The following is a 24,397-nucleotide window of genomic DNA, read 5'->3' as shown; positions in this document are numbered from 1 at the left end:
CAACTGCGAGAGCACCGATCCGACGACGAGAGGTCACTGGGTCTCCATTCCGTTCGAGTGCGCGAAGCCACCGCGTTCGTCGATGCGCGCCACCTTGTAATACACGACCGCACCGATCCACACGACGAAGAACGTGCCGACGACGAGTTGGCCGGCTAGATTGAGATCGATGACGGCCAGCGCGTCCCACATGCCGCCGGTCAGCTCGAACTGCTCGGCGAGCAGCGACAACAACTGCACCGTGCCGATCACCAATGCTACGAAGACGGACAGTCCCGTCATCGTCATGTTGTAGTAGATCTTGCGCACCGGCGTCACGAAGGCCCATCCGTACGCCTTGGACATGAAGATGCCGTCGATGGTGTCCATCGTGGTCATGCCCGCGGCGAAGAGAACCGGCAGCGCGATGATCGCCATCGGCGGAAGTCCGCCTGCCATGGCCGTCGTGCCTGCGATCGCAAGCAGACCGACCTGAGTGGCGGTGTCGAATCCCAGCCCGAACAGCAGACCCAGCGGGTACATCTGCCACGAGTGGTTGATCAGCTTGTCGTAGCGGCCGCGGAACAGTCGATTCATCAGCCCACGCTTGGCCAGCAACTCGTCGAGGCCGGCTTCGGTGAACTCACCTCGTTTCGCGCGTCGCCAGACTCCGACGATTCCCGCGAGCACGGCGATGTTCAACGCTGCGATGAGATATAGGAACGTTCCGGACACGAGCGTGCCGATGATGCCGCCGACTCCGGCGAATGCGTCCTGGAACGCCGTGGCCTGGGACGCGACGAAGGCGATAGCGGCGACGAAGACGAACACGACCGTCGAATGACCGAGTGAGAAGAAGAGCCCGACGGCCAACGGCCGCTTGCCCTTCTGCAGCAGAAAGCGGGTGGTGTCGTCGATGGCCGCGATGTGATCGGCGTCGAAGGCGTGCCTGAGTCCGAGTGTGTACGCCAACACGCCTGCTCCGGCGTACACGAGGGTGCCGTCGGCCCCGGTGAGTCCGTGGATGCTCGGAATGGAGTCGTAGTACGTGAACAGCCCCCATCCGATCACGTGCAGAGCGGCTACGAAGCCGGCCATCGCCAACAGGCGGGGAATCTCGTCGAGAGTGAATCGACTCTGCCGTCGGCCGACCTCGGCGCGCGAAAGCTCAATCGTCATGGAGACATTGTGGCCGACGACAACGAATTACTCTTCCTGCGCGGCCGCGGCCAGGACGCGTCGCGCATCGGGTTCGACGGACCAGTAGGCAAGGAGGGCCAAGATCCCGCCGACGGCCAACAGCGGTAGCAGCGGAACCAGGCCGACGGTGAGTGAATCGGCCGCGTCGGACACCACGCCGACCAGAAGCGGCCCGACGGCACCGCCCGCGGTCGCGGCGATCTGAAGCATGCCGAATCCCAGACCCCGATCCCGGGCCGGGACCACGTCGGCGACACATGCGGTGAGCGTGGGGAGGGCAAAAGCCGAGAAGAAGGCGAAGACGGTGAGAAGTACGACGAACACCACCGTGGCGTTCATGCCGAGCGCAATCGACATGAACACACTGCCGAGGAGAATTCCACCACCACCCAGCACTACTCGCCACTGGGCGAGGCTGTTCCCGATCACGGCCCTTCGGGTTGCCATCGCCGCGACGAGCGTGCCGAGAACGATTCCCACAAGCGTCATTCCACCGCCCGCCGTCGCGGCGGCCGATTCGGACAGGCCGTACCGGCGTTGCAGCAGACTCGGAAGCCAGAAGGTCAGGCCACCGATCGACAGGCTCATGACCGTCAGAGCCGCACCGGTGAACCACAGCGTTCGGATGGGCAGCAGTCGGCGGAGCTGGGCGGCAAGCGGGCCGGACGGCGTGGGAGCCTCCAGGCTCGGGTCCGCGCGGGCCGCCAACCTGTCGGCGTATCCGCGTTCCGGTTCCTTCAGACGTGAGACGAGCACTGCGACAAGCAGTCCCGGGATCGTCATGACCATGAACGCCCCGCGCCAGCCCAGCCAGTCCGCCAGCACACCACCCAGAACGATGCCCGCACCGCCCAGATACGCCGAGGTTCGCCACCAACCGAACGCGGTGGATCGTGTTGCGGGCGGGTAGAAGTCGGCAAGCAGGCTCGCGCTCGCCGGGTTGTCCACCGCCTCCGCCGCGGCAAGACCGACCCGCACGAGGTAGAAGATCAGGAACGTGGGCGCAAGCGCGGAACCCAGCGTCGCCAGAGACCACAGAACGACGACCCAGGTCACGATCCTGCCGCGATCGTGACGATCGGCGAAGTACGCAGCCGGTATCGCCAGAACGCCCGCGGCGATCGCGGATGCACTGGGCAGCGATCCCGCCACCGCGTCGCCGAAACCCCATTCGGCCTGAAGCTGAGGGAGAACGGCGGCAACGAGGCTGAATTCGATCCGGTCCACGAAGGCCACGAGGACCAACACGATTGCCGGTCCCCAGCCGAAGGGAAGAAGAGCAGACCCGGGCCCGGACCGCAGTGTCCCGATGGTTCGCCAACGGCTGCCGCGATCGACCACTGGGCCTGGATCGATACCGGTCGCCATGCGTCGTCCCTCGATTCAGCGTCGTTCGAAACCAGTGTGCACCGCCGGGCACAATCTCAACATCGGTTGATGTCTCTGTCATTTCCCTCGAACGTGCTGACAGTTCACAACGCGGAAGCGGACATTCGACGCTTTCGTCACGGCAGGATGAGGTGGCCGAAGCCGAAAACAGTGGGGACGAAGTTCATGTCACGGGTGAGAATCGCGATGTGCCTGCTCGCAGGTCTGGGATCCTTCGCGATCGTCGTTGCGCTTCTTCTGCCCACCCTCGTGTACGACCGTCTGGCGGTCACTCCCCTCGACATCGCCGCCACCACAGTGGCCACCACGGCAGACGGAGCGGGCGGCGAGGTCCTCGACTCGAAGACGATCGCCGGCCCGGGGCCCTTGTCGATCGCAACCGATGTTCCCCTCGTTCTCCAGCGGTACATCACCGTGGAGGATCCCTCCGACGCAGACCGCGTCACCTTCCAGGTCGGAGCCACGGTGCGACGCGCCGACCGCGACGGCGATGAAGGCCTGCTGACCGCCTCGGTGGATCGAGTGACCAGCGACCGACGCACCGGCCTACCCGTCGAGCCGGCGGGATCATTGCAGACCAACGTCGACTCACCTGCTATTCCGCTGCCGCGCACTGGATTACAGCATCGCTTCCCTTTCGATACCCAGCCGATCACGTACACGGTCTACGACTCGACGGCGTGGACGAGCTTCGAGGCGAACTTCGTCGAGGAGATCACCATGGAAGGTCTGCCGATCTATCACTTCCGATCGATCGTGACCGAAGCCGACCTGTCGACCACGACGCAGTCACCGATCAACTCGGTGACCCTCCCGGCATCGAAGTGGGGACTGGGCGACGGGGACGAACCGATCACGATGAAGCGGTGGTACTCCAACGTTCGCGACATCTACGTCGAACCCAGAAGCGGAAGCCTGGTGTGGGGCAGAGAAACCCCGTACCAGTACTTCGCGAGAGATCCGAAGGTCCCCGAGGTCACCATCTTCAAGGCGTCACTCGCTCTGGACGAGACGGGTCGCTCGGAGCAGGTCGCCTCGGCACGCGACGCTGCGAACAGCCTGGCCTGGTTGACGTCTCGCGGACCACTCCTGGGATACGCGGTCGGTGGAGCCTGTCTCGTCGGTGCCGTCGCCGCCGGAGTGATCGGATCCCGTCGCGCGCGTTCGCCCGAGCCCACCCCACAGCAGGCGGACGAATCCGAGCGCGCGTCGGTGTAGGTGCGCTCGACGTCCACTATTCGGATCCGAAAGCGGGATCGCGATCGTGTGGGCACATTGTGGACACTCAGGTCGGTGCGTCAGGCAGGAAGCCCCAACGCCCTCAGCCCCATTGCTCGCAAGACCGGTCTGGCAGAACGTGACGGACTGCGTCCCGCGCTGTAAGGCGTCGAATTGATCAGACCGAACACGCCGTGTGCCGCAGTGCGAGCGTCGGCTTCGTTCGACGTCGGGTCGACGGCGCACAGGACCTCGACCCACAGTTCGACGTACTCGCGCTGCATTCGGCGTACCCTGCGTCGAGCGCCCTCGGGCAGACTCTGCAGGTCGCGATCCTGGATTCTGATGAAGGCCGGTGTGTCGAAGGCGAAGTCGAGGTGGAACTCGACCAACGCGGACAACGCATCCACGGCAGCCCCACCACGATCGACCACCGCACGGCCACCGTCGAGCAGATACCCCGAGATCCCGACCATCAGCTCGACGAGCACGGCCTCCTTGTTCGGGAAGTGACGGTAGACGGCGGGTCCGCTGACACCGACTGCCGCGCCCAGATCCTCGAGGCGCACCGAGGTGAATCCGCGTTCGGCGAACAGTGACGCCGCGGCGTCGAGCAACTGCTGCCGACGCTCGGCCTTGCGCTGCTCACGCACCGTGGTGGGCTTCGCCTCCAACTCCTGCACTGACTCCCCCTCGACCCTGGACTCTCGGTTAATCGTAGTTTACTATGATGTCAGTTATCAACCATTAACTGAACTCCTGTGACACCGGCGTCCAACCCCTAAGGCGTGCACCTCATGGCAATCGATATTGCTGCCAACCGGGCAGATCACGAGCTGCTCACCAGCGAGCTGGCCGAACGGCTCGCCGCTGCGGCGCTCGGCGGTAGCGAGAAATCCCGGGAACGACACATCGCGCGAGGCAAACTGCTCCCCCGCGACCGCGTCGACGAGCTGCTCGATCGAGGCAGCCCGTTCCTGGAGATAGCACCACTGGCTGCCAACGGTCTCTACGACGACGAGTGCCCCGGCGCGGGAGTGATCGCCGGCATCGGACGCGTTTCCGGTCGCGAATGCGTGATCGTCGCCAACGACGCCACCGTCAAGGGCGGCACCTACTACCCCATGACGGTCAAGAAGCACCTGCGCGCGCAAGAGATCGCACTGCAGAACACCCTGCCGTGCATCTACCTCGTCGACTCGGGCGGCGCGTTCCTGCCACGCCAGGACGAGGTGTTCCCCGATCGCGATCACTTCGGCCGCATCTTCTTCAACCAGGCGACCATGAGCGCCAGGGGAATTGCGCAGATCGCCGCGGTCATGGGCTCGTGTACAGCAGGCGGTGCCTACGTGCCGGCGATGAGCGACGAGGCCATCATCGTCAAGAACCAGGGCACCATCTTCCTCGGCGGACCGCCACTGGTGAAGGCAGCGACCGGCGAGGTCGTCACGGCAGAAGAACTCGGCGGTGGTGATCTCCATTCGAAGATCTCGGGCGTCACCGACCACCTCGCCGAGGACGACCGAGACGCATTGCATCGCGTACGCCGCATCGTCTCCACGCTCGGGCCCCGCACACCCCGGCCGTGGGACGTCGTCACGACGCGTGACCCGGTAGCCGACCAGACCGAGCTCTACGACGTCGTACCCACCGATCCTCGCACGCCGTACGACGTGCGTGAGGTGATCACCCGGGTGGTCGACGGCGGCGAATTCGACGAGTTCAAGGCCGAATACGGCAAGACACTCGTCACCGGGTTCGCCCACCTTCACGGTCATCCCGTCGGCATCATCGCCAACAACGGTGTGCTGTTCGCCGAATCTGCCATGAAGGGCGCACATTTCATCGAACTGTGCGACAAGCGCAGTATCCCGCTCGTCTTCCTGCAGAACATCTCGGGCTTCATGGTCGGCCGCGACTACGAGGCAGGCGGCATCGCAAAACACGGCGCGAAGATGGTCACCGCGGTGGCGTGTGCCCGCGTCCCCAAGATCACCGTCGTCATCGGCGGTTCCTACGGTGCAGGGAACTACTCGATGTGCGGCAGAGCGTATTCACCGCGCTTTCTGTTCATGTGGCCCAACGCGCGAATCTCGGTGATGGGCGGCGAGCAGGCGGCGTCGGTGCTCGCGACGGTGCGCAGCGAACAACTCGATGCGGCGGGAAAACCGTGGAGCGACGAGGACCAGGAATCGTTCAAGGCTCCGATACGCGAGCAGTACGAGAGCCAGGGCAACCCCTACTATTCGACGGCCCGCCTGTGGGACGACGGCATCATCGACCCGGCCGATACCAGGCAGGTACTCGGACTGGCCCTCGCAGCGTGCGCCAATGCACCGCTCGAGCCGGTCTCCTACGGCGTTTTCAGGATGTGACGGACATGACCACGATAGACACCGTTCTGATCGCCAATCGCGGCGAGATCGCCGTGCGGGTGGCGCGAACGCTGCGCCGCATGGGGATTCGCACCGTTGCCGTCTACAGCGACGCCGACGTCGACGCCCGCCACGTCCACGAGGCCGATACCGCGGTACGCCTCGGTCCCGCCAACGCTCGCGAGAGCTACCTCGACATCGCCAAGGTGATCGCGGCCGCGAAAGCCACAGGAGCGCAGGGCATTCATCCGGGATACGGATTTCTCTCCGAGAACTCCGAGTTCGCATCCGCCTGTGCCGAAGCCGGAATCGCCTTTCTGGGGCCGCCGGCGAAAGCCATCGAAGTGATGGGCGACAAGATCGCCGCCAAGGCCGCGGTCAGCGCCTTCGGGGTCCCCGTCGTCCCCGGTATCTCCCGTCCCGGCCTCACCGACGCCGACCTCATCGCCGGCGCTCCCGACGTCGGATTCCCGGTGCTGGTCAAACCCTCCGCAGGGGGCGGCGGAAAGGGTATGCGTCTGGTCGAGCGCGCCGAGGACCTACCCGCCGCGTTGACCAGCGCCCGCAGGGAAGCGGCCTCGTCGTTCGGAGACGACACACTCTTCCTCGAGCGATTCGTGTTGCGGCCCCGGCACATCGAGGTGCAGATTCTCGCCGACGAACACGGCAACGTCATCCACCTCGGTGAACGCGAATGCAGCCTGCAGCGCAGGCACCAGAAGGTCATCGAGGAGGCACCGTCCCCCTTGCTCGACGAAGCAGCCCGTGCACGCATCGGCGAGGCGGCCTGCAACACCGCCCGCAGTGTCGACTACTCCGGTGCAGGCACAGTCGAATTCATCGTCTCGGCCGACCGCCCCGACGAGTTCTTCTTCATGGAGATGAACACTCGCCTGCAGGTCGAGCACCCGGTCACCGAGATGGTCACCGGCCTCGACCTCGTCGAATGGCAGGTACGGGTGGCGTCGGGCGAGCCCCTGACTCTCGCGCAGGACGAGATCACGCTCACCGGACATGCGATCGAGGCCCGCGTCTACGCCGAGGATCCCGGCCGCGGATTCCTCCCCACCGGCGGCACCGTTGTCGGACTGCGCGAGCCGTCGGCGCCGGGGATTCGAGTCGACTCCGGTCTTGCCGTCGGCACGGAGGTGGGTAGCAACTACGACCCCATGCTCTCGAAGGTCATCGCTCACGGACCCGATCGAGCAACCGCACTGCGCAGTCTCGATCGTGCACTGGCCGACACCGCGGTACTCGGAGTCGTCACCAATATCGAGTTCGCCCGGTTCCTGCTCGCCGACAACGATGTTCGTGCCGGCAATCTCGACACCGGACTGCTCGACCGTCGCGTCGAGGACTTCGCAGCGGCCGAGGCGACCGACGAGGCGCTAATCGCCGCCACCGCCGTGCAGTGGCTCGACGCGTGGCAGGCTGCGGGACAGGATATCTGGGCAACACCATCGGGTTGGAGAGTCGGCGCGAAGGCTTCGTTCCACCGTCGCGTCGCGTCCGGAGGTCGGACGGCGCACGTGTCCATCGCCGGATCACTCGACGCGGCGACGGTCGTCGTCGACGACGGATTGCCGCGCACCCTCCGGGCAACGGCCACCGAGGATTCCGTGAATCTGGTGATCGACGGTCTACGCGAGTCGATGACCTTCGCCCGAAGCGGCTCGGCCACCTGGATTTCCAGTTCTCGCGGCACCTGGCGCATCGATCGGATTGCCGAGGCGAGCGTCCGCGAGGACGATGCGCACTCCGGTGACGCCGAAATCCTCTCGCCGATGCCGGGTTCGATCATCGCGATCGGAACGACCACCGGCAGTGCGGTCACCGCGGGCACCGCCGTGGTCGTCGTCGAGGCGATGAAGATGGAACACACTCTGACCACCCCGATCGACGGCACGGTCGAACTCACTGTCGCAGTGGGCGATCAGGTCCGCGTCGATCAGATCCTCGCCCGAATCGTTCCCACACCCACCGAAGAGGACCAGCCATGACCGATCACCTGTCATCCGCGAATCTGCCCGACGAGTACCAGCAACTGGTGAAGTCCGTCGCCGACTTCACCCGGACGGTCGTGGCCCCGGTCTCGGCGAAACACGATGCCGAGCACTCGTTCCCGTACGAGGTCGTCACCGGGATGGCCGAGATGGGCCTGTTCGGTCTGCCGTTTCCCGAGGAGTACGGCGGAATGGGCGGCGACTACTTCGCCCTGTGCCTGGCCCTCGAGGAGCTCGGCAAGGTCGACCAGAGCGTCGCGATGACGCTCGAAGCCGGCGTCTCGCTCGGTGCCATGCCGGTGTACCGCTTCGGCAACGACGCGCAGAAGGAGCAGTGGCTGCCCAAGCTCACCGCAGGCAAGGCCTTGGCCGCGTTCGGTCTGACCGAGCCGGGTGCCGGCAGCGACGCGGGCGGCACCAAGACCACCGCCAAGCGTGACGGCGGCGACTGGATCATCAACGGCAGCAAGCAATTCATCACCAACTCCGGCACCGATATCACCGAGCTCGTCACCGTCACCGCGGTGACCGGCGTCGACGAGGCGACCGGACGCAAGCAGATCTCGTCGATCCTCGTTCCCACGAACACCCCCGGGTTCGTCGCCGAAGCGGCATACAACAAGGTCGGCTGGAACGCCTCCGACACGCATCCGCTCAGCTTCACCGATGTGCGCGTACCCCAGGAGAACCTGCTCGGGCAGGAAGGTCGCGGGTACGCGAACTTCCTGCACATCCTCGACGAGGGTCGCATCGCGATCGCCGCGGTATCGGTCGGTGCCGCGCAGGGTTGCGTCGACGAGAGCGTGAAGTACGCCAAGGAACGTGAGGCGTTCGGCGCTCCGATCGCGCGCAATCAGGCGATCTCGTTCAAGATCGCGCGCATGGAGGCACGCGCCCACACCGCGCGCACCGCGTACTACGACGCGGCAGCACTGATGTTGGCGGGCAAGCCGTTCAAGAAGGCCGCATCCATCGCCAAGCTCGTCGCCTCCGAAGCGGCCATGGACAACGCGCGCGACGCCACGCAGATCCACGGCGGCTACGGTTTCATGAACGAATACGTCGTCGCCCGTCACTACCGCGACAGCAAGATCCTCGAAATCGGTGAGGGCACAACCGAGGTGCAGCTGATGCTGATCGCCCGGAGCCTGGGACTGTGAGCGACAAGCGGATTCGCCAGCGCGGCCTGTGGTTCGACGAGATGGAGCTCGGCACCGTCTACGAGCACCGGCCGGGCCGCACCATTACCGAGGCCGACAACACCCTGTTCACCACGCAGACGATGAACACTCAGGCCCTGCACCTCGACGCCGCCTACAGCGAGACGACAGCGTTCGGCCAGCGTCTGGTGAATTCGATGTTCACCGTCTCCACCCTTGTCGGACTGTCGGTGACGCAGTTGACCCAGGGCACCATCGTGGCGAACCTCGGCTTCTCGGAGGTGTCGTTTCCCAAGCCACTGTTCCACGGCGACACCCTGTACGCCGAGACCGTGATCTCGGACAAACGCGAATCGAAGTCCCGACCCGGCGAGGGCATCGTGACGTTCACGCACACCGGCCGTAATCAGCACGGGGACATCGTCGCAGTGGCGGTGCGCAAGACGCTCGTCCGCATGCAACCACCGGAGGACGCGTCGTGAGCTGGGTTCCGCCGGGGCCGGCGTGGCTGTTCTGCCCGGCCGACCGTCCCGAGCGCTACGAGAAGGCCGCAGCGCGAGCAGATGTGGTCATTCTCGATCTGGAGGATGCCGTCGGTGCAGCGGACAAAGCGGGTGCTCGTGAGTCCGTGGCCACTACCCCACTGGACCCGTCGCGCACTATCGTTCGAGTCAACGCACACGGCACCGACGAACAGGCTGCGGACCTCGAGGCGCTGACGCGCACCGGATACACGACCGTCATGCTCCCCAAATGTGAATCGGCCGAACAGATCGCGGCCCTGGCTCCGCTGAATGTCGTCGCGCTCATCGAGTCCCCGCTCGGTGCGATGACGGTGTTCGACGCCCTCTCCGCCGACAATGCGATCGGTGTCATGTGGGGTGCCGAGGATCTGGTGGCCGCCACGGGCGGTAACTCGAGCAGGCAGGCCGACGGCTCGTACCGCGATGTCGCACAGCATGTTCGGTCGCAGACGCTACTGGCCGCGAAGGCACGCGGGGTGTTCGCGCTCGATTCGGTGTTCCTCGACATCCCCGACCTCGACGGGGTGCGCGCGGAGGCCGACGACGCCGTGGCCGTCGGCTTCGACGGCAAGGTGGCCATTCACCCGAGCCACATCCCGGTCATTCGCGAGGCCTATGCACCCACTGCCGAGGAACTCGACTGGGCCACCGCCGTGCTCGACGCCGTCTCCCGCAATCGCGGTGTCTTCACCTTCCGCGGCCGGATGGTCGATGCCCCGGTGCTGGCGCATGCTCGACGCATCGTCGCGCGCAGTTCCCTCTCCTAGCCCAGTACTTGCACGCGCCGTTAATTGCCGGCGCGGTATGGTGGGTGGTCACGAGTACAGGTACCGAGAGGCACGACACATGAGCGCACACGACCCCGCCCTGACTGCCCTTGCGCAGAATTGGCTTGCGCTTTCCGTCCTGCACGGACGTATCGAGAGCCGCATCGAGCGTGCGCTACAGACCAACCACAATCTCAGCGCGCGTGAGTACTGGCTGCTCGACGTCCTGGGCAGGCAGCACGACGGGGTCGGCGGCCACCTTCAGATGAAGCAGGTGGCCGATGCCGTCGTACTGAGCCAGAGCGCCACGACTCGCCTGGTCACTCGCCTCGAGGATCGGGGGCTGCTCACGCGATACCTGTGCCCCACCGATCGACGCGGCATCTACACCGACGTCAGCGAAGAAGGCCTGGCCCTGCTCGAGGCCGCGCGGCCGACCAACGACGCGGCGTTGCGCGAGGCTCTCGACGACGCATCCGACGAGCCGGATCTCGTTCCGTTGGTCGACGCCGTTCGACGCGCAGCAAGCTGATTCACTCCACCTGTTGCACGGCTGCTCTGGTCGCGTCGGCCACCAAGGGATTCATGGCAGGCGAGTCTTCCACCCCGGACGTGGTCGCACTGAGCACGACCAGCAGGATCCTCTGCCCGTCCGGCCCGAGCAGCAGTCCGGCGTCGTTGGATACGCCGTAGCTTCCGGTGCCGGTCTTGTCGGCCGAAGTCCATTGTGGCGCAATGCCCGCCCGGAACCGGGCGGCGGACGTCTCGGTGTCGCCCATCCACTCGAGCAGCTGTTTGCGCGAGGCCTCGGTCAGAACGTCGCCGTCGAGCAGGGTTCGGTAGCCGGCGGCCAGCGAGTCGGGTGTTGTGGTGTCCCGTGGATCACCCGGGATCGCCGTGTTCAATTCCGGTTCGATGCGGTCGAGGCGAAACTCGGTGTCGCCGAGCGATCGTGCGAAGTCGGTGAGCGCCGCGGTGCCGCCTGCCTCGCGTATCAGCAGATTGCCGGATGTGTTGTCGCTCTTGGTCAGTGCGGCCGCTGCCAAGTCTGCGATGGTGACGACCGAGCCAGGCTCCCAATCGACCGCGGATTCGGGCACCTTGTCCTCGGCGGTGATCGTTCGGGTATCGGTGAGCTGCAACCTGCCTGCATCGACGGCGGCGAGTACGGCACCGACGGCATACACCTTGAAGGTGGAGCAGAACGCGAAACGTTCGTCCCCGCGGTAACTCTGCGTGGAACCGGTCTCGAGATCGAGCACACTGACGCCGAGCCGCGCGGTATCCCTGGCCTCGAGCTCGAGATACGCCTGCTCGGCACTGGGCTGTTCGCTCGTGGACTGGGACACACTCGTGTCGGATCGCGGTGGTTGTGTGGTGGCCGTCGAGGAACAGGACACTCCGGCGGTCAGCGCCGCCGCTGCGATCACGGTGATCAGTCGGGTGGATGTCGAGGTAAGCATGGGGTCATGCGATCACACCCTCTTGCCTCCGGGCCAAGTCCCGAGGCATGGCATCGTCATTCCTCTTCGGTATCGCGGCTGGTGGACGTGTTTCAATAGGTCGATGGATCTTGTTCGCCATCTCGAGTATTTTGTCGCCGTCGCCGAGGAACGCCACTTCGGCCGCGCAGCGGCGACTCTGGGGGTGACGCAGCCACCCGTGTCTCGGGCGATCAAGACCTTGGAAAAGCACCTTGGTCTCGTACTCGTGGAGCGAACACCCGACGGTGCAGCCATCACCGAACACGGGGCTGCACTGTTGCCACGGGCTCGCTTGATCGTCGACGATGCACGCCGATTGACCACCACGGCAGAGTCGCTCACCGCGTCCGAGACGGTCCCGCATCGGCCTCATTCCCCAACTGGACGATGCACTGGCCGCACGTATCGCCGCGTCCGTCGGAGTCCAAGCGCGGGTGGAGACAGGCGGAGCAGTGTCCTTGCTGGACCGTGTCAGATCACACGAACTCGATGTTGCCGTGATCGATCACCCGGTGGTACTCGATCGACTGGTGGCCGGACCAGTGATTGCGCTACCCCGGCGGGTCAGCGTTCCAGTCGGTCACAGGTCGGGCCGAGCGGCGCGGCCGCGACTGACCATGTTGTCCGACCTCGCCTTCGCCACCACACCGCGGGCTGCGAATCCACCTGCACACGACCTGCTGCTCGATGCGTTTCGGCGCCACGCCCTCGATCCAGAGGTGTTCGTTGCGAACACCTTTCGCGCCGCCACGATCGGGGTTGCGTCAGGTCGATGTTTCGGGCTCGTACCTGCCGGGAGTCCGGTACTGCCTGGCACCGAACATCTCGACCTCTCTTCCGACGACGTTGCCCTGCGGGTGCGTATCGTGCGCCGCAACGATGAGGCCGAGTCTCTGGTGAATCTCATCGACCGAATCCTGTTGCAGGCCGGCAAGTGACTACGACCGACGAACAGCTGCGCGCCGTATTCGCCGACGCAGGCTGTCGTGGTTGGGTGCGCGCCGAGCGGATCGACGGCACGGGCACGGTCGTCGACTACGAGGGAGACGACCCCGTCGTCGCCGCGTCGGTGTGGAAGATCGTGCTGCTCGTTGCCACGGCGCGCGCATTCGACGAAGGATCCTTGACTGCAACCGATTCGGTGCGACTCGTTCCGGCACAGTGCAGTCCCGGGCCGACCGGTATCGCAAGTTTCGCGGATCCGGTGAGCATGAGTTGGCGAGACATCGCACGCTCGATGATCACCGTCTCCGACAACGCCGCTGCCGACGCACTTCTCGGCGCAGTGGGGCTCGATGCAGTTGCCCGAGTGATCGACGATCTCGGACTCGAACACACGCGCATCGTCGGTGGCACGAAACAACTGGGTGATCAGATCGTCCGTGATACCGGCCGGTTGAACGCGGACGAAGCGGTGGGTCTACTGGCCAGCAATTACACAGTGGTCGACAGCTCGGGCTTCGATCCGGCGTACACCTCCTGCACCACACCCCGTGACAGCAACACCGTTCTGCGCTCGGTCTGGCTGGGCACCGCGGCATCGCCGGCGCAGTGCCGGTACATGAAGGAGGTTCTGTCTCAGCAGGTATGGCCGCACAGGATTCGTAGCGGAATCCCGTACCCGGATGTGCAGGTCGCGGGCAAGACCGGCACCATCGGGCCCATTCGCAACGAGGTCGCCGTGGTGTCGTTTCCAGGCGAGACGCCCGTCGCGGTGTCGGTGTTCACCAGGGCAGCGCGGATGGACCTGAACCTCCCGCTGGTCGATCAGGCCATCGGCCATGCGGCCAGAATCGCAGTGACAGCAGTACGTCAGGCTTCGCGCTGAGTAGACCCCAGTGGTTCGCGGGTCCGAGCGGTCACTGCGCGGTCCATGTCGGATCGCGTTTCTGCAGGAATGCGGTGATTCCTTCGACGACGTCCTTCGTGGTGGCGAGTCGATCCAATTCCTGACGGTTCTGCTGCCACGATTGTTCCTCGTGCGCGATGGTGCCGTCGGAGATACGTCGAGCGAGCCGCTTGGATGCGCGCACCGCGAGCGGCGCACCCTCCGTGCACAGGTGAGCGAGACCGAGTGCCGTATCGAGGACGTCGTCGGGCGCGACCACCCTGTTGACCAACCCCCATCGCGCGGCTTCCTGCGCAGAGATCGGCTAGCCCGTCAGGATCATCTCCAGCGCAATGTGTTCCGGTACCGCAGTCATGAGCCTGAAGGCTCCCCCAGCACCGGCGACGAGTCCGCGGCGAATCTCGGGTAGGCCGAATACGGCCGTGTCCGAGGCGACGACCATATCCGAGACCAGAGCGATCTCGGTTCCACCTCCCATCGCCGACCCGTTCACCGCCGAGATGATCGGAACCGAAATCGGGTGTTGGACAATCCCGGCGAACCCCCAATGCTCGGTCTCGGGCGGGGTCACGGCGCCGGGGCCTCCGGCGCCGAGGGCTTTCAGATCGGCACCCCCGCAGAAGGTCGCCGATCCCGCACCGGTCAAGACGATGGCACGGATGTCGCGGTCGGCCTCGGCCGACTCCCAGGCCTGCCCGAGCAGCGTGTGCACGCGTGCGTCGATGCTGTTGGCAGCTTTCGGTCGGTTGATCGTGACGACGAGAACATGACCTTCACGCCTCGCCAGTACAACAGGTTCGATGCTATCGGCCTCGGACACGAATGTTCCCCTCGTTCGACTCGACACTGACTGTTGCTCCGATGATTTCGCGTGCAGGTTCGCTTCGATAGAGGGACAACGCATGCGCACTGGCCGTGTCTCCGGGTGCCGTCTGCGCGGCAACGCGTCGTCCGCGCTCGTCCCTCCCGACGAGGAAGGCCTGGTTCGGTTCCCGCTGCCGTGAATGCTCGACGGAGACAGTCTCCACCACGAGATCCCCGTCCTCGACAGGTGCTCGCGCTGGCGGATTCGATTTCAGCACTGCGGGTTCGGGATTTCCGGTGTAGCCGAGCGGATGTTGGTCGCCGGCCAACAGCACGGAGTGGTGGTAGGTCAGATACCCACCGTTCGCGTGCACCAGCGCACGGCTCTTCCCGCCACGAATCTCCCGAACCGACGCGGTGATCGAATGCAGCGAATGACTGCTGAGCGGCCCGCCGAAAGAGGAGTGCCCGCCGGTCACGCTGGCAATCAACGACTTCGGCGTTCCGAGGTGGCGTGTTGCGAGCGTCGGCACGATCGGAAAGCAGCTGTAGACGTCCAATACGTCCAGTTGCTCGACCCCGATCTCCGCGCCGTGCAACGCCCGATCCATCGCATCTTCCATCGCTGCGGACCGGCCGAAACTACTGCGGTCGAGAATGTCTACCGTGTCCTCGGCACCGGCACCGCCCCAGACGTACACGATGTCGCTCTCGGGCACGCCACGTTCGCGGGCTTCGGCCAAGCTCGTCACAACGATGCACGCCGCCTGGTCGACGAACGGCATGGCGTTCATCGACAGCGGATACGGCTCGCACACGATGCGGTTCTTCGGCGACGGCGCTCCGATGTCCGCAGCCGGCCTCGCTCTTCCGTTCCACGAGTACGGATTCTTCTCGGAGACAAGCGAGAATGTCGCGTACAGCTCGCTGCACTCGGCCTGCCGCGTTACCGGATCCACGCCGGACTCGAAGCGAAATCGGCTCTCGAACAACGGATAGATCCGGACCGGTGAGATCAGACCGGCTTCTTGCATTGCAGCGCTGCCGAGTTGGTCGAGGTCGAAGGTGGGCGGACCGCCCGGATCGGTGCTCCACCCGCCGTCGTCGACGGGGTCTCGACCGGCCTTGACCAGTGCGCTCATCGAGGCCTGGGCTTCACCGCCTGCGATCACCGCCACCGTCGACTCTCCGGAAGCGATGCGTGCGGCCGCGCGATCGAGGAGTCGGGCGGGCCATTGTCCACCGATCGGAGCGTCGAACACGTCTGCTGGTGTGGCACCGAAGATACGTGCCAGCGCCGCGGCGGGACTGGCGTAGGCCCAGCTGGCGATATGGCAGAACGCGATGCTGTCCGCGCGGCGAATCCACGGCTCGGAGGTCGGCGAGTCCTGGACTGCCGCAGTCGCAGCGAGCGTGATCAGTTCCATGGGTTCGACGCCCACGGGTTCGCCGCGGCCGCTTGTTTCACCGACAGCCACGATCACCGGAATACGCGTCGGATCCACCGTCGACGCCTCCAGGCGTACAGAACTCATGGACGCAAACCTATTACAGACAGAGATTGTCCGCAATGCCACCAGGTGCGACAATCCGGGGGTGACCGACGAAGCCAAGAGCCGACGAGGACGTCCTCGCGATCCGCACCTGGAAGACCGCGTCTACGACGCAGTGCTCGAGGTGTACTGGGAAAAGGGTTGGTCCGGTTTCACACTCGACGCCGTTGCCCGCCGTGCTTCGGTCGGTAGAGCCGCGCTCTATCGTCGCTGGGAATCCAAGGGGGCCTTGGTCGTCGATGCGCTGGAAGCCAGGAGTCCACTCGCGACGCCGATCGACCTCGGCACGCTGCGGGCGGATCTCGTCGAACTGGCGGTGCAGCTTCTGCACGGTTACAGAGGGACAGCTGGTCTGGTCAGTCTGAGGGTCGCCCTCGATGCGCGGGTGCACCCCGATCTTCTCGGACACATGATCGACACTCTCAACCGGAGCCGACTGGTCGCAGCGCGCCTCATCGTTCATCGAGCTCAGGCTAGAGGTGAACTACCGGAGTCCGCCGATACCACCCGAATCCTCGAGCTGGTGACCGGAGCGGTATTCAGCCATGTCATCTTCTCGCATCGCTCCGATGCCGACAGAGCCGAGACCGACCGCGCCTACGCCGAAAACCTGGTCGCCGCGGTCCTTGATGGCATCGGCACGACATGACACGTACGGCCGCCGAGTCCGGTGGACTCGGCGGCAGCACATGAGCTGGTCTACTACTCGTTGTAACCGAAGATCGCGTTCCAGGCCTCCTGGTCGTCAGCGGAGTTCTCGATCGACTCGGACTGCGTGATTCGGTTGACCTTGGGGTCGGTGAACTTCGGCAGTTCGATTCCGCGGATCACCGGCGGGTCGATGTCGTTGCGCACCGAGTACTCACCGAGATCACTGAAGACCTGCTGTCCCCTCTTGGAGAGGTTCCAGTTCATGAAGACCTGCGCGGCCGCAATGTTTTTCGCTGTGGATGCAACACCGGTGTAGTAGTCGTAGGCGGTCAGTCCCTCCTCCGGTACCACGAAGTTGACCGGCGCATTCTCGTTGTTGGCGATGTTGACGCTGCTCACCACGACGGTCCCTGCTTCGATCTCACCGCGGGCGAGCGCATCGAGCTGAGCGCCGATGGAGTCGAACACCCTTGCCTCCGAGGAGTACTCGCGGAGGTAGTCGTCGCCGAGTACCTCGCGCTGGAACCGAGTCAGCGCCAGTGCACTACCGCCGGCTCCGGCCTGAGCGATACCCAGATTGCCCTTCCACCGGTCGTCGAGAAGATCTGCCCAGGACGCCGGCCTGTCGTCGCCCTCGATGAGCGCACTGTTGTAGCCCATCGTGTAGATCGGATCGAAGGTGCGGTAGTAGTTGCCACCGTCGAACACCACGTCGTCCTGCAGCTCGCCGGCAGTGGGCGGTGTGTACGGCTGGAACACACCACGCTCGCTGAGTCCGCTGACGAAGCCGGCGTCGGAGATCCTGACGACGTCCGCATCGAGGCGGCCGGCACCGTACTCGGCCACCAGTCGCTCGTAGAGCCGGTTCGGGGTGAGCCGCACGAGCTTGACGTCGAGTCCGGTGTCCTTCTCGAAGTTCTTCAGCACCGTGGCCTCGGTGACCGCGGTGTAGCCGCTGTACAGGGTGATGCCACCTTCGGCCTGGGCCTGCGTCCACAGATCCGGATCGGCGATCTGCTCGCCGTCGATCACGAGGCCGTTGTCGGTGACGATCTCCTCCGCCGCTCGAGCCAGAGCGGGGCGTTCGGGTGGCGGTGAGCAGGCCGTGGCCGTTGCCACTGCGATACCCAACGCGATTGCTGTGACCAATTTTCTCATCAGACAGTTTCCTTGGATCCGAAGCGACGCGAGAGGACTGCGAGCACACCGATCACGACGCAGTACAGCAGGCTCAACTCGGCAGCCGACTGGAACGAGCCGTTGTCGTATGCGTCGAAGATCGCGATCGACAGCAGCCGCGTGTCGGAGGTGAACAGGAACAGCGCGGCGGTGAGCTCACGCATGGACAGCATGAGCAGCAGCAGGAAGGTCGAGGACAGACCGACCTTGAGCAGCGGAGCGGTGACGAAGGAGATCGCCCGGTGCCGCCGTGCACCCAACATGACAGCGCTGTCTTCCAAGTCCTTGTCCAACTGAATGATCGACGCAGAGACACCGCGGTAGCCCTGCGGAATGGTGACAGCGACGAAGGCGATTACCAGCACCGCAAGTGTTCCGTAGATCGGCAGTGGAAGCGCCAGCCACGTCCACAGCAGACCCAGGCCGAGCACGATGGCAGGAACAGCCAGCGGCAACATCGCCAGGTACTCCAACAGCTTTCGGCCCGGAGCGTTCGTGCGGTACCTCGTGTACGCCAAGGCGAAGCAGAACGCGGTACCGATCGCGGCGGTCGCGACACCGACGATCACGCTGTTGGTCATCACGCTGTGAAAGTCGGCACTGCGCAACGTCTCTCCCAGTCCCCAGAACGACAGCGCTCCCGAGTCGAAGAGCTGACCGATGTTCGCGACGTACGGGCTGGTCTGCAGGGCCGCCAACACAAGGGCGATGAGCGGCAGGAGAACGGCGAGCGTGAAGTACACCCACGCGAACACGGCCGCCGGAATACGCCAAGCCCGCAGCGGAACCTGTCGTGCCCGAACACCTTTGCCGCTGACTGTGGTGTATTCCTTGCTGCTCATCGCGCGCTGCTGGAAGGCGACGACGGCAACCAGCAGGACGGTCAGTACGACGGCGACAGCGGCGGCATCGTTGCCGCGGGCAGGCGATGCATTCATCAATCGGTAGATCAGGGTCGGCAGGGTGTCGACTCCGCCGGGCACACCGATCACCTGTGCCACCGGGAAGTTCTCCACGGTGAGCGCGAAAACCAGGATTCCCGAGCCGATCACGGCAGGCATGACGAGCGGGAACGTGATCTTGCTCAGCATCTTCGTCAACTTCGCACCGTGCAGACTGGCGGCGTCTTCGAGGTCCGGATTCATCAACGAGAGCGCAGAGTGGACCATCAGGAACGGATACGGCGCGTAGTAGATGCCGAGGATGAAGATCATTCCGCCGAAGCTGTAGATGTCGATGAAGCCGGGCAGACCGATGGCAGTCAGAATCAGGTTGATGTAACCGGTGGCCGGGCCGGCCAGCAGTGCCCAGGCAAGTGCCCCGACGAGCGCCGGGAGAAACAACGGCGCAATACCGATGCCGTAGATCATCTTTCGACCCGGAACGTTGGTACGTGCTGCGAGGAAGGCGAGCGTGCACCCGATCGCCAGCGCGACGATGGATGACCCGATACCCACCAGTGCCGAATTCCACAGGGCACTGCGTGCCGTCGAGGATCCGAGCAGTGCGAAGTTGTCGAGGGTGAAGTTACCGAAGTCGAACAGCGATGTGCGCTCGGCGTTGTCGGTGAATGCGCCCATCACGATGAAGAACATCGGGAACAGCACGATCACGGTGAGCAGAGCCAACTGCAGAAGCGTCGGAATCCACTTCTTCGGACCCGGCCTGCGTTGGGGTGTCGGGGTGTCGACCGGCGGCTTCGTCGTGGTGACGGGCCGATTGTCGGTGGGGGCGCTCATACCGGCACCGCCTCGGAGGCGACGCGATCGTCGACGAGAACCTGAGCTCCGCCGGCTACTGCTGTGACCCGTGCGCGTTCTCCCATTCCCAGGATTCGGCTGGCGTGTCCGGTGGCGACGGCTTCGATCTCGGGGCCGTCGTCCAGTGTGACGCGGTATCGAATGGACGCACCCTGGTAGCTGGCGACATCGACTGTGCCCATCCAGGACTGGCCCTCGGGCTCGGCATCGTCCAGCGGGGTGACCAACAGATCCTCGGGCCGCAGGCACACCACGACGGGCCCGTCGGCCGCCGACGCTGCATCGACCGACACTGCAATCTGCCCGAAGTCCGTCAGCTCCATCGTCGAGCGCGGGCCCGAGGCAGGCGTGGCGCGGAAGATGTTGCCGACACCGAGGAACTCGGCCACCGAGGCGGACATCGGCGAGGTGTAGATGTCCTCGGGGGTACCGATCTGCACGATTCGGCCGTTCTGCATCAACGCGATTCGGTCGGCAAGGGCGAACGCCTCGACCTGATCGTGCGTGACGTAGACGGTGGTCAGTCCGAGTCGGAGCTGAAGCTCTCGCAATTCCATCCGAAGTCGTTCGCGCAGTCGGGCATCGAGGTTCGACAGCGGCTCGTCGAGCAGGAGCACGCTGGGGCGCATCACCAAGGACCGAGCCAGCGCCACCCGCTGCATCTGACCACCACTGAGCAAGCTCGCTCCGCGGTGGGCCATTTCACCCAACCCGACGAGGTCGAGGGCCTCGAGAACGCGCTGGTTCATCTCGGTCTTGTTGACCTTCTGCATCTTCAAGGAGAACGACACGTTGTCGAACACGGTCCGGTGCGGCCACACTGCGTAGGACTGAAAGACCATGCCCACGTTGCGTTTGTGCGGCGGGATCGTCTTGTTCTTGTCGGAGTCGTGGACGACGCGGTCACCGATCGTGATGCGCCCGGCGCTTGGGGTTTCGAGCCCTGCCACACAGCGCATCGTGCTGGTTTTACCGCAGCCGGACTGCCCCAGCAGCACCAGGGATTCTCCGTCGGCGATCTCCAGGTCGAGGTCGCGGACAACAGTGTTTCCCGAGTAAGCGAGGCTCAGATTCTCGATGCTAACCTTCATGATCTTCCTTTTCTTCAGTCGTCGAAGCCGTGTTCACAGGTCGAGCTATCCGATCGAAAGTGCTCTTGCCGCAGCGGAAACGAACAATTCTGCTGTCGCGATACGTCGTGCAGCGCGGTGCAGGGTCACGCTGGTGAGGTTGCCGTCCGCAGCGATGTCGACATCGACGGCCAACACACCTGCCGGCGTCCCCAGTCGCAGCGTCGAGGTGACCGCACCGCGGACGACCCGATCCACCACACCGCCGCGCACGGTTGCGGCAGCGGCCACCGCGACCGCCGACGTCAGGCCGATGGACGGATGCGGTGCCATCATCGAGAGCATGCGCACGCACACGTCGTACTCGCCGGCCGAGACGAGCGTTCCGTCTTCGAGGTGGTAATCCACCGGAGGCGCGATAATGCCGACCTTGGGCACTGCGTGCGTGATCGGATCCTGCGGGCGCGACAGCCCCATGAGCAGTGCTGCACTACGGCGCAATTCGACCAGTAGCGGAACACGTTCGGTCAGTTCGGCGGCGGTCTCGGCTCCGGTCATACCCAGGTCGGATGCATCGAACAACGCAGCGGGAGCGCCGGCGACCACCATGGTGCCGCGGTACTGCGATCCATGTAGCTCCACGGTGTCCTCCACCGCCCCGGTGGGGAGCAGCCGAGTGCGATCGGCACCCAGGTCGATGAACGTCAGTCCGACGGGAACGCCGAGGGCCGATGTTCCGGCAACCTGGGCCGACCCCTCGGTCGGAACCACGCCGCCCGGGGTATCGATCTCGGTGAGCAGCACCGCACCGGTGTTGCGGTTACGAAGCCGTACGACGGTGGTAATCGGATCGATCGGCACCAGTCCTTGCTGGAGTGCGTACAGGCCGATCGCGGTGGCACAGTTGCCACAGTTACTTCCCCACTCCACCTTTCGGTCACCGATGGCAACCTGAGCGAAGAGGTAGTCCACGTCGATTCCGTCCTCGGAGGACCTGCTGACGATGGCCGCCTTCGAAGTGGTCGAGCTGCCGCCGCCGACGCCGTCGAGCTGGCGGGGGTCGCCGGATCCGAAGGCGGAGACCAGAATCTCGTCCAGAGATCCTGCTTGTTCGATCAATGGCTCGACGTCGACGGAGCTGAAGAGCCAGCATTTGCTGGTCCCGCCCCTCATCCACGTGCCACGCAGTGAATACATCCTCGGATACCTTCCGATCGTTACTCTCGAAAACGTTCTTGGAGTTGAACATTCGAGGGAGCCTTGCGGTCATGTGACGCAGCTCTCGTGCGGTTGCTGTTCATAGCCTGCATCACACAGCCGTCGAGTACAATTACGAAAAAGTCGAGATCCCTTAACTTTCACTTAAAGGTGGTTCGATCATGTTCGACACCCGACGCCTGCTGCTTCTGGTGGAGGTCGTGCGAACCGGATCCATCACGGCGGCCGCAACTCGCTTGAGCTTCACCACATCTGCGGTCTCGCAGCAGTTGAGCAAGCTCGAGATCGAAGCCGGGCAACCACTGCTCGAGCGCCACGCCAGGGGAGTTCGACTGACCGAGGCGGGTGAGGTTCTGGTGCGTCATGCAGAACGAATCGAGACGCAATTACTCGCTGCACGAAACGAACTCGAAGACCTCTCCGGCCTGCGCGCCGGGACGCTGCGAATAGGAACCTTCCCCACCGCAGGGGCCAGTCTGCTACCGCCCGTGGTGAAGCTGTTCAAATCTCGTCATCTTGCGGTGGCACTGACGGTGCGCAGCTCGCGATTCGCCGGGCTCCGGGGAATGCTCGACACCCGTGAGGTGGAGCTGTCCCTACTCTGGGACTACGAGTGGGCCAGAATCACAGACTCGGACCTGACGGTGCACCAACTCATGATCGACCCACCCATGCTCGTCGTATCCGTCAATCATCATCTGGCCGAGCGTAGTTCGATCCACATGAACGAGCTGGAACACGAGCAGTGGATCACCAGAGAGGACACTCATCCGGTGGGTGCAGCGCTCGAACGGGCATGCCATGCTGCCGGGTTCTCGCCGTCGGTGTCGTTCGCAGCGAACGACTATCAGGAGGCTCAGGCCATGGTGGCGGTGGACCTCGGCGTGTCGTTCGCACCCCGGATGGCTCTGTCCAATATTCGAGACGATGTGCGATTGGTCCCGTTGACGGGCGCACCGTCGCGTCGAATCTTGCTGGCCCACTTGGCGGAACAGAAGCTCTCGCCGAGTGCGACCGTGCTACTGAAGATGTTCGAGGACGTCGCCGCCCGATTCTGAGAAGCGATGTCGCTCAGCCCTAGTGCGCACCGACGAGAGTGGGCATGGGCACGACGAACAGATCGGCGGTGGCGATACGACGCACCGCTCGATGAAGGGTGACCGAGTGCAGAAATCCGTCCCGATCCGTGACGTAGTCGACGTCCAGCACACCTGCCGCTGTGCCGATGCGGAGTGATCCGGGCCAGCCGATGCGGGCGTTGGCAATGACCACACCACCCGTGACCGTGGCAGCCGCTGCGACAGCAACCGCCGACGTCAGTCCTATCGCCGGGTGCGGTGCCATCATGGAGAGCATGCGCACCGAGATGTCGTAGTCCGCAGCGGCGACGCGCTCACCGGTGGTCGTGGTGTAGCCCACGGGAGGTCCGATGATTCCGACCTTCGGAACGGCATGCGAGACGGGCTCTTCGGGCTTGCTCAGTCCCATTCTCAGCGCTGCCAGCCTACGCAGCGCAATGAGTGTGGGGACGTGCGCGGCGACGACATCGTTGCTTTCCGAACCGTCCAGCCCGAAATCGGCAGCATCGAAGAACGCGGCGGGTGCACCGGCACGAACGAATGTTCCTCGGAACTCACGGTCGCCGAGCGTAACTCGATCTATCTCTGCGCCGGTGGGAAGCATCGTCGGTCGGTCAGGGGCAGGGTCGGTGAAGGTGAGCCCCACCGGCACACCGAGGGCCGTGGTTCCGGGGACAGCCGCGCCGCCCTCGGCGGGAATGCGTCCGCCCGGGGTCGAGATCTCCGCGGTGAGAATTGCACCGGTGTTCTCGTTGCGCATGCGCACCACGGTGACGCGATCGTCGACGGCGACGAGACCGGTCTGCACGGCGTACAGCCCGATCGCCGTCGCACAGTTTCCGCAGTTGCTGCCCCACTCGACCGTGCGGTTCTCGATGGCGACCTGAGCGAAGAGGTAATCGACGTCGATACCCGGAGCGCTGGAGCGACGAACGATCGCGGCCTTGGAGGTCGTCGAACTGCCCCCACCCACTCCGTCGAGTTGCCGTGGATCGCCGGAACCGAACGCGGCAGTGAGGATGTTGTCGAGCCCGCCGGCCTCGGCGACGTACGGGTCGATATCGACCGCGTTGAACAACCAGCACTTGCTGGTCCCCCCACGCATCCAGGTTCCACGAAGAGTGAACATCTGCTG

At 64.6% G+C, this 24,397-nt stretch carries 21 protein-coding genes and 2 pseudogenes; 12 read left to right on the top strand and 11 right to left on the bottom strand.

Annotation, left to right across the window (positions count from 1 at the left end; genetic code table 11):
* Positions 1 to 33 precede the first annotated feature (33 nt).
* Both CH276_RS23925 and CH276_RS23920 read right to left on the bottom strand, forming a co-directional pair.
* Positions 34 to 1,158: a HoxN/HupN/NixA family nickel/cobalt transporter gene (locus CH276_RS23925; protein ID WP_094631925.1), complete on the bottom strand. Its 1,125-nt coding sequence runs from the start codon at positions 1,156 to 1,158 to the stop codon at positions 34 to 36.
* Positions 1,159 to 1,185: 27 nt separating this feature from the next.
* Positions 1,186 to 2,547: an MFS transporter gene (locus tag CH276_RS23920; protein ID WP_032395483.1), complete on the bottom strand. Its 1,362-nt coding sequence runs from the start codon at positions 2,545 to 2,547 to the stop codon at positions 1,186 to 1,188.
* 186 nt (positions 2,548 to 2,733) lie between these two features.
* Between CH276_RS23920 and CH276_RS23915 the strand changes: the two genes are divergently transcribed.
* Complete coding sequence (locus tag CH276_RS23915; RefSeq protein ID WP_176459415.1) at positions 2,734 to 3,786, top strand: DUF3068 domain-containing protein; 1,053 nt, start codon at positions 2,734 to 2,736, stop codon at positions 3,784 to 3,786.
* Positions 3,787 to 3,866: 80 nt separating this feature from the next.
* On the opposite strand, the gene CH276_RS23910 is transcribed toward CH276_RS23915, so the two are convergent.
* Positions 3,867 to 4,469 (bottom strand): SACE_7040 family transcriptional regulator, encoded by a 603-nt coding sequence (locus CH276_RS23910; protein WP_094631923.1) that lies wholly within the window; start codon positions 4,467 to 4,469, stop codon positions 3,867 to 3,869.
* Between the two features lie 114 nt (positions 4,470 to 4,583).
* On the opposite strand from CH276_RS23910, the gene CH276_RS23905 reads away from it, so the two are divergent.
* The 6 genes from CH276_RS23905 to CH276_RS23880 all read left to right on the top strand — a co-directional run bounded on the left by CH276_RS23905 (position 4,584) and on the right by CH276_RS23880 (position 11,147).
* Positions 4,584 to 6,161, top strand: a complete 1,578-nt coding sequence (locus tag CH276_RS23905) for a carboxyl transferase domain-containing protein (protein ID WP_094631922.1) — start codon at positions 4,584 to 4,586, stop codon at positions 6,159 to 6,161.
* 5 nt (positions 6,162 to 6,166) lie between these two features.
* Positions 6,167 to 8,161 carry an acetyl/propionyl/methylcrotonyl-CoA carboxylase subunit alpha gene (locus CH276_RS23900; protein WP_094632175.1) on the top strand — a complete coding sequence of 665 codons (1,995 nt, stop codon included), beginning with the start codon at positions 6,167 to 6,169 and terminating at the stop codon, positions 8,159 to 8,161.
* The gene (locus CH276_RS23895) at positions 8,158 to 9,324 is read left to right on the top strand and encodes an acyl-CoA dehydrogenase family protein (RefSeq protein WP_094631921.1); all 1,167 of its coding nucleotides are present in this window, start codon (positions 8,158 to 8,160) and stop codon (positions 9,322 to 9,324) included. Before CH276_RS23900 ends, CH276_RS23895 begins: the two co-directional genes overlap by 4 nt.
* Positions 9,321 to 9,806, top strand: a complete 486-nt coding sequence (locus CH276_RS23890; protein WP_369597439.1) for a MaoC family dehydratase — start codon at positions 9,321 to 9,323, stop codon at positions 9,804 to 9,806. Before CH276_RS23895 ends, CH276_RS23890 begins: the two co-directional genes overlap by 4 nt.
* Positions 9,803 to 10,615, top strand: a complete 813-nt coding sequence (locus CH276_RS23885) for an HpcH/HpaI aldolase/citrate lyase family protein (protein WP_094631920.1) — start codon at positions 9,803 to 9,805, stop codon at positions 10,613 to 10,615. The genes CH276_RS23890 and CH276_RS23885 overlap by 4 nt, the downstream gene beginning before the upstream one ends.
* A gap of 79 nt (positions 10,616 to 10,694) precedes the next feature.
* Positions 10,695 to 11,147 carry a MarR family winged helix-turn-helix transcriptional regulator gene (locus tag CH276_RS23880; RefSeq protein ID WP_045198085.1) on the top strand — a complete coding sequence of 151 codons (453 nt, stop codon included), beginning with the start codon at positions 10,695 to 10,697 and terminating at the stop codon, positions 11,145 to 11,147.
* Between the two features lies 1 nt (position 11,148).
* Here CH276_RS23880 and bla read toward each other — a convergent pair whose 3' ends face one another.
* Positions 11,149 to 12,078, bottom strand: coding sequence for a class A beta-lactamase (bla, locus tag CH276_RS23875; protein WP_094631919.1), 930 nt, complete (start codon positions 12,076 to 12,078; stop codon positions 11,149 to 11,151).
* Between bla and CH276_RS29335 the strand changes: the two are divergent.
* The 3 genes and pseudogenes from CH276_RS29335 to CH276_RS23860 form a co-directional block, all read left to right on the top strand.
* Positions 12,077 to 12,355, top strand: a pseudogene (locus tag CH276_RS29335) (helix-turn-helix domain-containing protein); the annotation flags it as partial. The gene bla and the pseudogene CH276_RS29335 sit on opposite strands and share 2 nt — an antisense overlap.
* A gap of 106 nt (positions 12,356 to 12,461) precedes the next feature.
* Positions 12,462 to 13,037 carry a LysR substrate-binding domain-containing protein gene (locus tag CH276_RS23865; protein ID WP_094631918.1) on the top strand — a complete coding sequence of 192 codons (576 nt, stop codon included), beginning with the start codon at positions 12,462 to 12,464 and terminating at the stop codon, positions 13,035 to 13,037.
* Entirely contained in the window at positions 13,034 to 13,927 is an 894-nt protein-coding gene (locus CH276_RS23860; RefSeq protein ID WP_094631917.1) for a serine hydrolase, read from the top strand. Before CH276_RS23865 ends, CH276_RS23860 begins: the two co-directional genes overlap by 4 nt.
* A 31-nt stretch (positions 13,928 to 13,958) precedes the next feature.
* Here CH276_RS23860 and CH276_RS23855 read toward each other — a convergent pair.
* Both CH276_RS23855 and CH276_RS23850 read right to left on the bottom strand, forming a co-directional pair.
* Positions 13,959 to 14,750: pseudogene (locus tag CH276_RS23855) on the bottom strand (enoyl-CoA hydratase-related protein).
* A 1-nt stretch (position 14,751) separates the two neighbouring features.
* Positions 14,752 to 16,287, bottom strand: coding sequence for an acetyl-CoA acetyltransferase (locus CH276_RS23850; RefSeq protein ID WP_254924418.1), 1,536 nt, complete (start codon positions 16,285 to 16,287; stop codon positions 14,752 to 14,754).
* A gap of 61 nt (positions 16,288 to 16,348) precedes the next feature.
* Here CH276_RS23850 and CH276_RS23845 point away from each other — a divergent pair, with 61 nt between their 5' ends.
* The gene (locus CH276_RS23845) at positions 16,349 to 16,954 is read left to right on the top strand and encodes a TetR/AcrR family transcriptional regulator (RefSeq protein ID WP_094632173.1); all 606 of its coding nucleotides are present in this window, start codon (positions 16,349 to 16,351) and stop codon (positions 16,952 to 16,954) included.
* Between the two features lie 53 nt (positions 16,955 to 17,007).
* On the opposite strand, the gene CH276_RS23840 is transcribed toward CH276_RS23845, so the two are convergent.
* Genes CH276_RS23840 through CH276_RS23825 form a run of 4 tightly spaced genes read right to left on the bottom strand, consistent with a single transcriptional unit; the run spans position 17,008 to position 22,162 of the window.
* The gene (locus tag CH276_RS23840) at positions 17,008 to 18,114 is read right to left on the bottom strand and encodes an ABC transporter substrate-binding protein (protein WP_094631915.1); all 1,107 of its coding nucleotides are present in this window, start codon (positions 18,112 to 18,114) and stop codon (positions 17,008 to 17,010) included.
* Complete coding sequence (locus CH276_RS23835) at positions 18,114 to 19,874, bottom strand: ABC transporter permease (RefSeq protein WP_082322483.1); 1,761 nt, start codon at positions 19,872 to 19,874, stop codon at positions 18,114 to 18,116. The genes CH276_RS23840 and CH276_RS23835 overlap by 1 nt, the downstream gene beginning before the upstream one ends.
* Positions 19,871 to 20,986 (bottom strand): ABC transporter ATP-binding protein, encoded by a 1,116-nt coding sequence (locus CH276_RS23830; RefSeq protein WP_094631914.1) that lies wholly within the window; start codon positions 20,984 to 20,986, stop codon positions 19,871 to 19,873. Before CH276_RS23830 ends, CH276_RS23835 begins: the two co-directional genes overlap by 4 nt.
* 45 nt (positions 20,987 to 21,031) lie before the next feature.
* Positions 21,032 to 22,162: a PrpF domain-containing protein gene (locus CH276_RS23825; RefSeq protein ID WP_094631913.1), complete on the bottom strand. Its 1,131-nt coding sequence runs from the start codon at positions 22,160 to 22,162 to the stop codon at positions 21,032 to 21,034.
* A 182-nt stretch (positions 22,163 to 22,344) separates the two neighbouring features.
* Here CH276_RS23825 and CH276_RS23820 point away from each other — a divergent pair, with 182 nt between their 5' ends.
* Positions 22,345 to 23,241, top strand: a complete 897-nt coding sequence (locus tag CH276_RS23820; protein ID WP_094631912.1) for a LysR family transcriptional regulator — start codon at positions 22,345 to 22,347, stop codon at positions 23,239 to 23,241.
* 19 nt (positions 23,242 to 23,260) lie between these two features.
* Here the strand turns inward: CH276_RS23820 and CH276_RS23815 are convergent, their stop codons facing one another.
* A complete protein-coding gene (locus tag CH276_RS23815) occupies positions 23,261 to 24,391 on the bottom strand; it encodes a PrpF domain-containing protein (RefSeq protein WP_094632171.1) in 1,131 nt (376 codons plus the stop codon).
* Positions 24,392 to 24,397: the final 6 nt, after the last annotated feature.

Origin of the sequence: Rhodococcus sp. 06-470-2 (genome assembly GCF_002258235.1) — a bacterium.
Taxonomy (GTDB): domain Bacteria; phylum Actinomycetota; class Actinomycetes; order Mycobacteriales; family Mycobacteriaceae; genus Rhodococcoides.
This window is presented reverse-complemented; position numbering and strand designations above follow the sequence as displayed.